The sequence below is a fragment of the Pseudomonas sp. Sample_10 genome, from assembly GCF_004321495.1.
Classification (GTDB): domain Bacteria; phylum Pseudomonadota; class Gammaproteobacteria; order Pseudomonadales; family Pseudomonadaceae; genus Aquipseudomonas.
Genome location: NZ_RCOE01000163.1, coordinates 1 through 2,559 on the forward strand (window position 1 = coordinate 1; position 2,559 = coordinate 2,559).

The 2,559-nt window shown below is 60.4% G+C and carries 3 protein-coding genes; 2 read left to right on the top strand and 1 reads right to left on the bottom strand.

Going from position 1 to position 2,559, the window contains the following annotated elements:
- Positions 1 to 6: 6 nt before the first annotated feature.
- On the bottom strand, positions 7 to 960 hold the full coding sequence (gene glyQ / locus D8U18_RS16320) for a glycine--tRNA ligase subunit alpha (protein WP_003213601.1): 954 nt from the start codon (positions 958 to 960) through the stop codon (positions 7 to 9).
- A gap of 81 nt (positions 961 to 1,041) precedes the next feature.
- On the opposite strand from glyQ, the gene tag reads away from it, so the two are divergent.
- Positions 1,042 to 1,599 carry a DNA-3-methyladenine glycosylase I gene (tag, locus tag D8U18_RS16325; protein ID WP_131108010.1) on the top strand — a complete coding sequence of 186 codons (558 nt, stop codon included), beginning with the start codon at positions 1,042 to 1,044 and terminating at the stop codon, positions 1,597 to 1,599.
- Positions 1,600 to 1,639: 40 nt separating this feature from the next.
- Positions 1,640 to 2,527, top strand: a complete 888-nt coding sequence (locus D8U18_RS16330) for a lysophospholipid acyltransferase (RefSeq protein WP_056854250.1) — start codon at positions 1,640 to 1,642, stop codon at positions 2,525 to 2,527.
- Positions 2,528 to 2,559 lie beyond the last annotated feature (32 nt).

The window sequence follows — 2,559 nt, forward strand, 5'->3', positions numbered from 1 at the left end:
GAGCACTCATTGTGCAGCCTCCAGCTTGGCCAGTACTTCGTCACGCAGGTCCGGGGTCGCCATCGGGAAGCCCAGCTTGGCGCGAGCCAGCAGGTAGGCTTGCGCAACGGAACGCGCCAGGGTGCGCACACGCAGAATGTATTGCTGACGCGCGGTCACCGAGATGGCCCGGCGCGCATCCAGCAGGTTGAAGGTATGGGAAGCCTTCAACACCATTTCGTAGCTCGGCAACGGCAGCGGCTGGTCGAGCTCGATCAGGCGCTTGGCTTCGCTTTCGTAGAAATCGAACAGCTCGAACAGCTTCTCGACGTTGGCGTGTTCGAAGTTGTAGGTCGACTGTTCCACTTCGTTCTGGTGGAACACGTCGCCGTAGGTCACCTTGCCGAACGGACCGTCAGCCCAGACCAGGTCGTAGACCGAGTCCACGCCTTGCAGGTACATGGCCAGACGTTCGAGACCGTAGGTGATCTCGCCGGTCACCGGGTAGCATTCGATGCCGCCCGCTTGCTGGAAGTAAGTGAACTGGGTCACTTCCATGCCGTTGAGCCAGACTTCCCAGCCCAGACCCCAGGCGCCGAGGGTCGGCGATTCCCAGTTGTCTTCAACGAAACGGATGTCGTGGACCAGCGGGTCCAGGCCGACGTGCTTGAGGGAGCCCAGGTACAGTTCCTGGAAGTTGTCCGGGTTCGGCTTCAGGACCACCTGGAACTGGTAGTAGTGCTGCAGACGGTTCGGGTTTTCGCCGTAGCGGCCGTCAGTCGGGCGACGGCTAGGCTGCACGTAGGCGGCGTTCCAGGTTTCCGGGCCAATGGCGCGCAGGAATGTTGCGGTGTGGAAAGTGCCGGCGCCTACTTCCATATCGTAGGGCTGAAGTACCACACAACCTTGCTCGGCCCAGTATTGCTGGAGGGCGAGGATCAAGTCTTGGAAGGTACGCACGGCTGGCGTAGGCTGGCTCACGAAATTCACCTGTTTCTTGGGCTGCGATTTAAAGAGCGGGAGTATACCCGATTCGTTGCTGCGCACGCCCCCTGGAGCCTTATGCCACGCTGCTTTTGGTGTACCGAAGATCCGCTGTACATGGCTTATCACGATCAGGAGTGGGGCACGCCGCTACGCGATGCGCAGGGTTTGTTCGAGTTGCTTTTGCTCGAAGGGTTCCAGGCCGGCCTTTCCTGGATCACCGTGCTGCGCAAACGCGAGCATTACCGACAGGTGATGTTCGGTTTTGACGTGCAGCGCGTGGCGCAGATGAGCGACGCGGAAATCGATGAATTGATGCTCGATCCGGGGATCATTCGCAATCGCCTCAAACTCAATGCGGCCCGGCGCAACGCCCAGGCCTGGCTGGCGCTGGAGGACCCGGTGGAGTTTCTCTGGTCCTTTGTCGGAGGCAAGCCCGTGATCAACCATTTCAGGGATCGCAGTGAAGTCCCCGCCGTGACGCCGACCGCCGTGGAAATGAGCAAAGGCCTGAAAAAAGCCGGTTTCACCTTTGTCGGGCCGACCATTTGCTACGCCTTGATGCAGGCCAGCGGCATGGTCATGGACCACACCAAGGATTGCGATCGTTACGCGATGCTGGCGAACGGCGGTTAGAATGACCGCCTCGCGCACAGCACAAAATCAGGAGTGACCTGTGGATAAGTTTAAAGGCGCCTTGCTGGTAGGCGCTCTGCGGCTGTTTGCCCTGCTCCCGTGGCGGGCCGTGCAGGCCGTGGGCTCGGCGATCGGCTGGGTCATGTGGAAAACCCCGAACCGCTCCCGCGATGTCGTACGGATCAACCTCGCCAAGTGCTTTCCGGACATGGACCCCGCCGAACGTGAGCGGCTGGTCGGCCAAAGCCTGAAAGACATCGGCAAATCCCTGACTGAAAGCGCCTGCGCCTGGATCTGGCCGGCCCAGCGCTCGATCGATCTGGTGCGCGAGGTAGAAGGGCTGGATGTTTTGAAGGACGCATTGGCGTCGGGCAAGGGCGTGGTTGGCATCACCAGCCATCTGGGTAACTGGGAAGTGCTCAACCACTTCTATTGCAGCCAGTGCAAGCCGATCATTTTCTATCGGCCGCCAAAATTGAAGGCGGTGGACGAATTGCTGCAAAAGCAGCGAGTGCAATTGGGCAACAAGGTTGCCGCTTCGACCAAGGAAGGCATCCTCAGCGTCATCAAGGAAGTGCGCAAAGGTGGTGCGGTGGGCATTCCGGCTGACCCGGAACCGGCCGAATCCGCCGGGATCTTCGTGCCGTTCTTCGCCACCCAGGCGCTGACCAGCAAGTTTGTACCGAACATGCTCGCAGGCGGCAAAGCGGTCGGCGTTTTCCTGCATGCGCTGCGGCTGCCGGATGGTTCGGGTTACAAAGTGATCCTCGAAGCTGCGCCAGAGGCCATGTACAGCACCGACACCGCAGAGTCCTGCGCGGCCATGAGCCAGGTCGTCGAGCGCTATGTGCGGGCTTATCCGAGCCAGTACATGTGGAGCATGAAGCGCTTCAAGAAGCGCCCACCCGGTGAAGCGCGCTGGTACTGACGCAGTTGGCACACTCTGTGGATAACCTGTAG